The 4920-nt window shown below is 55.9% G+C and carries 6 protein-coding genes; 1 reads left to right on the top strand and 5 read right to left on the bottom strand.

Annotated features, from left to right (window positions below):
- The 5 genes from AYR66_RS27835 to AYR66_RS27850 all read right to left on the bottom strand — a co-directional run.
- The coding region (locus AYR66_RS27835) for a DUF1153 domain-containing protein (RefSeq protein ID WP_141104357.1) at positions 1–157 on the bottom strand (157 nt) is incomplete at its 3' end.
- 1324 nt (positions 158–1481) lie between these two features.
- Positions 1482–1850: a hypothetical protein gene (locus AYR66_RS28630; protein WP_141104358.1), complete on the bottom strand. Its 369-nt coding sequence runs from the start codon at positions 1848–1850 to the stop codon at positions 1482–1484.
- Positions 1851–1925: 75 nt separating this feature from the next.
- A complete protein-coding gene (locus AYR66_RS27840; protein ID WP_170942401.1) occupies positions 1926–2747 on the bottom strand; it encodes an alpha/beta fold hydrolase in 822 nt (273 codons plus the stop codon).
- A gap of 44 nt (positions 2748–2791) precedes the next feature.
- A complete protein-coding gene (locus AYR66_RS27845) occupies positions 2792–3394 on the bottom strand; it encodes a phenylacetic acid degradation protein PaaY (protein WP_088710773.1) in 603 nt (200 codons plus the stop codon).
- Positions 3395–3452: 58 nt separating this feature from the next.
- Complete coding sequence (locus tag AYR66_RS27850) at positions 3453–4460, bottom strand: XdhC family protein (protein WP_088710774.1); 1008 nt, start codon at positions 4458–4460, stop codon at positions 3453–3455.
- Positions 4461–4696: 236 nt separating this feature from the next.
- Between AYR66_RS27850 and AYR66_RS27855 the strand changes: the two genes are divergently transcribed.
- The coding region (locus tag AYR66_RS27855) for an iron-containing alcohol dehydrogenase (RefSeq protein ID WP_141104359.1) at positions 4697–4920 on the top strand (224 nt) is incomplete at its 3' end.

The raw sequence follows: 4920 nt of genomic DNA on the forward strand, positions 1-4920 counted from the left end.
GGCCTTCTTCCACCCATTCCTCGACCTCAGATGGGGGCAAGTCGTACGTCCGGCTCGCCTCCGCTACGCTGGTCTTGCCCTGGATGATCTCGGTCACCAACGCCGCTTTACGCTTGGCTGTCCATCGTTTGAATTCTTCTTCCATTACCGTGCTCATGTGACTTCCTTACAGAATTATCACCTGAGCAGGTTTTCAGTGGGTCATTACACTACCGCTGTGTCCATTACATTCTTGTGAGTTACGTACTGAATGCATGGTATGTGGCGTGCCGACGCCGTATATAGGCGAAGCGACTGGGCCAGGTATTCGGCCCTATCGTTGTTATCATTGTGCCGGTCCGCTCTGTGGCGCCGAGACTTCGCTTATCGAGCATCTGTCTTTGCGTGAGCAACAATCCGAACTGTCGGCAAAAATCGAACCATTTGCCAAGAGTTGGAAAAGCAAAAATCGTCGCGTTCAGTTTGCATTCAATGTTAATTTTCTGGTGTCAGAGTACAGATCGTGGAGCCTTTGGTGCAATCCCTTCCACTTGGAGCAGGCAATTGTTGCTGATTTGTGTGGATTGAACGAAGGTATGCTATCTCCGTTAGCAAATGGATCCATAAAAATAATCTCATGGCGCGTACGCCTACTACCTCGGGTGGAAAATCACTATGTACGTGGGCGGAACTGGTCCATCCGAACTCGGAAGGCCAATGCCGTTTATCGATGCACCATTCGGCGCCTACGAAGGTGGGTCTTCCCCGGGACTGAAAAGACTGCGAAGGAAGAGATACAGGAATTGAATGAAGACGCGGAAAGCGTATGGCTAGGGACTCATCCTCCTGAACAATTGGCCTATATCCTGGTCCGCCGTAGTCTTGAAAGCTACATTAGCCTAAGGACAGCGGGAGAAATTGAACAAGTCTGTCTTGATGATCTTCCAACGGGGTTCGTGTCGCGACTGGAAAAGAGTGTGCCAAGGATTTTATGGCGAGGAGTGGTGCTCGCTCTGTACTCTGTGTACTACGCGACCATTGTTCGGCTTGGTAATACTGGACGAGTACGAATAATTGGCCTGGCGGGAATTTCACCGCTTTTTCCGAGTTGCGTATGGACTACGCCTGACGAGGTCGCCGGCTGTATGATCGTGCCACGTGTGCCGGGACTTTCACTTTACCCTTTGTGCCGTACTGAGGTGCGCCACACGCCTCGTCAATTGTTCGAAGAATACTTTCGAGAGATTGAAAGCCAATTGCATCCCGGAGATATTAATTATTCGGATTTTTTCAGAGGGACTGCACGTTAGACAGCGGTGCGGCCTCCGGCGTCAATTTTTCCAGTTGGCTTCAGTAAATTTTCGACATTATGAGCATAATGTCCGATGCAGTACGTTAACGAAGCAGCCGCGGTACCGACGCTCGCGCTAGAAAACAACGGTCAGATAGCGGCGAGGAAATCAGTAGCACTCGATATGTACGCGCGGAGTGGGCCGAAAACGCTAGAGCGGCGTGTAGCATAGTTCTAGCTTGGCAGCTGCTTCATTAGGCGCCTTGGCATCGATCCACTCAAATCCTGCGATCTCGCCGATTTTCCAGTCCACGCCGTCGGGAATATCAACGACACGAACGTCACATTCTGAACAGAACGTTCGCTTTCCAAGACATGAAACAAGATCAAGAAGCTCTGGATGATGCCGTAGTTGCCGCGGGTATGGGGGGATAACAGCTACCGCGTACGAGGTCAGTGTGCAATGGTCTAGAAGATGGTCATGCGTTGACCCGTCGGAGGTAGAGCAAGCCTTAAGGTGCTCGAATGCTTCTGCAGTTAACCGAAGTCCGTCACCGGAATAGTCAATGACAATTTTCATGTCTTGTCTCCTCGTATGAGCACCAACCTGGAAAACATGATAGCTGGAATTTCGAACTGTGGAAGTACATGACGGTTACGAATCGGATGCCGCCAAAAGATCCACCAGTTCATGCAGCGAAAGGAATCGTCGCACGTGATTAAGCAGTGCTTCAGGTTGTTCCTGGTGCGGGATATGCCGGCAGTTCTCCAAAATGACGGATTCCGCATGCGGAACTGCACGCGTCACCGCGTGGACCTGTTCAAGCGTGCCATATTGGTCTTGCGCTCCCTGGGCCACCATCAAGGGGCAGGTGATACGGGAAAGCCAATGCTCGATGTTCCAGTCGCGATACCTATCGGCGACCCACAGTTCACTCCAACCCCGGAAAACACCGGTTGGATCAGCGTGATGTTCCTTGAGCATCCTGGCGAGACTGCTGCCGTTGAATCCCTGTTGAAGGGTTTTAATGCGCTGCGTCCCCACTTCCTCCACAAATTCGTGCGGCGCGAGCACGATAGTGGCCGCTAACGTGTGCGGAAACATCGCCGAGTGCAGCAGGGCAATCGTTCCGCCGTCGCTATGGCCGAACAAGATCACTTTTTCCTTTTCGGGCTGAATATCCAGAGCCGCGAACAGGGCTGGCAGCATGACCCTGGCTTCGAGCTCGAGGTAATCCGATGGCCAGTTCCCGGTTGGACGTGGCGTCGAGTGTCCATAACCATAGCGTGAAAAAACAAGCCCGCGCGTGTTCGTGGCCCGGCACAGGCGCTGCGGCCAGTCGCCCCACATCGACAACGATCCGAGGCCCTCATGGAGGAAGACGATAAGGGGCGCGCCGTCGTCCGCCGCCAGGATTCGGGCGTATTCAAGCCTGACTCCACGTCCTTCAACCTGTAATTCGACATGTTCTGGCATGGGCGTATCCTTTGTGTCGATCATCGCAATATTGTCGCCGCCGTTCAGGACGCGGCTCCCTTCGGTTTGTTGCCGGATGCGCCGGGCATACGCGGCCGGCTCGCTTCCACCTCCTGCAAGGGGGTGACGCAGCGCATGGTGGTCATTGAGCGGAGGGTCAGCTGGTGATAATCGCGTGTGCCCTGGCGTTTCCATTCAATCTCCTCGTCGCGCAGACTGCGGGCGATGACAGCAGGCGTCCCGATCACGAGGCTGCGCGGCGGCGCGATGAAGTTTGCCTTGACGAAGCTGGAGGCCGCGACAATGCTGCAGGCGCCGATGCTGGCATTATCCATGACCACTGCGTTCATGCCGACCAGCGCGTCTTTGCCGATCCGGCATCCGTGCAGGACCGCGCCGTGGCCGATATGGCCGTCTTCTTCGATGATCGTGTCCGTGTCGAAGAATCCATGCAAGATACAGCCGTCCTGCACGTTTGCTCCCTGTTCCACGATGATCCGTCCGAAGTCTCCCCGCAAGCTGGCAAGCGGGCCAATGTAGCAGTGCGCGCCGATGATGACGTCGCCAATCAAGATGGCGGATGGATGGACAAAGGCCGAAGGATGGACTACAGGTGTCAAACCGTCGATGGCATAGACCTTCAGCATGTGCAAGCTCCTCGTGATTTCAGCAGTCGATTGGATCGGCGTCGTGCCACCGCCGAAGTCAGGCCATGCATCCCGCTGGCGCCGCCGTCAGCACGCCCGCCCGCATCGCCTGCGACTGGAGCACCGGAACGCCATTACGAATGGCCGTCATTTCGGCCAGGATGGCGATTGCGATTTCAGGCGGCGTGCGGGCGCCGATATGCATGCCGATCGGGCCGTGCAGGCGGCCAATTTCTTCGTCCGTCAAATCGAACAGGGCGAGCCGCTCGCGGCGTTTGTCGTTGTTGGCGCGGGACCCGATCGCGCCGACGTAGAAGGCAGGCGACTTCAGCGCTTCCAGCAGGGCCATGTCGTCAAGCTTCGGGTCGTGGGTCAGGGTAACGACTGCGCTGTGTGCGTCGAGTTGCAGCCGCAGCAATAAATCGTCCGGCATTTCGCGGGACAATTGCACACCTTCAACGTCCCATTCATCCAGGTATTCCTCACGCGGATCACAGACGACGACTTCATAGTCGAGGCTTCTTGCCATTTCAGCCACATAACGGGAGACCTGGGCGGCGCCGACAATGATCAGGCGATAGCGTGGGCCGTGCACGGTGACCAGGTGCCGATCATTCACGACAAGGCTCGCTACCCGGGCACCATGGTTCAGCGTGACCGTGCCCGATTCCAGGTCCAGTTCGCGGGTGACCAGGCCTTGCGAAAGTACCGCATCAAGGAGCGGCCGAAGTCGGGATGCTGGTGTGACATGCTCCAGCACAATTTCCATTGTTCCGCCGCATGGCAGGCCAAACCTGTGCGCTTCTTCCGCTGAAATACCGTAAGTCAGCTTTTTCGCCGCCGTTTCCCGGTAGTGCCCCTCTCGGATCTTCCAGATCAGGTCGTCTTCGATGCAGCCTCCCGAAATGGAGCCGCGCACATGTCCATCGTCACGGATGACCATCATCGAACCCACCGGTCGCGGCGCCGATCCCCACGTCCTGACTACCGTCGCGAGCAAGGTGTAACGATCGCTCTCAGACCACTCAATTGCGGCCTTCAGTACTTCCAGGTTCACGCTATCCATGATTGCTCCTTACTTGAGGCTGTGTCCTGCGCGGACGGTCAGCACTTTCATCTCTCGCCTTAAAGTCTATTTATGAAATCAAATAATGTAAACCGCTAAACCACGCTCTCCCCCAATAAATAAAATATCAAATGGCACTTGAAATCATTTTTTCTGCCGTGTATAGTCCACTTATGCAAGTAACTAGGCGCCACGATGAAAAGCTGGGCGTGTTTCAAAATAGAAAGGAGAGGGGTGTGCTGAACTTCGAATTCCAGGCTCCGCGCTCGACGCTGGTGGGAGCGGGCGCTTCCGGGCGGCTCGGTGAGCTTGCCGGCAAGCTGGGCTGCCAATCGCTGCTGCTGATGACGGACAAGGGCGTGGAGGCGGCAGGGTTGCTGGAGTCCGCGCTGGCTGCACTGAAGAAGGCGGGCATGGCGGTGCAAGTCTATTCTGACGTGCAGGCCGACCCGCCGGAGGC

It is taken from the genome of Noviherbaspirillum denitrificans (assembly GCF_002211445.1).
GTDB lineage: Bacteria > Pseudomonadota > Gammaproteobacteria > Burkholderiales > Burkholderiaceae_D > Noviherbaspirillum > Noviherbaspirillum denitrificans.

Excerpts from the sequence above, each read along its gene's own strand:
- AYR66_RS27850 (WP_088710774.1), bottom strand. The coding sequence starts at position 4,460 with ATGGATAGCGTGAACCTGGAAGTACTGAAGGCCGCAATTGAGTGGTCT.
- AYR66_RS27845 (WP_088710773.1), bottom strand. The coding sequence starts at position 3,394 with ATGCTGAAGGTCTATGCCATCGACGGTTTGACACCTGTAGTCCATCCT.
- AYR66_RS27840 (WP_170942401.1), bottom strand. The coding sequence starts at position 2,747 with ATGCCAGAACATGTCGAATTACAGGTTGAAGGACGTGGAGTCAGGCTT.
- AYR66_RS28630 (WP_141104358.1), bottom strand. The coding sequence starts at position 1,850 with ATGAAAATTGTCATTGACTATTCCGGTGACGGACTTCGGTTAACTGCA.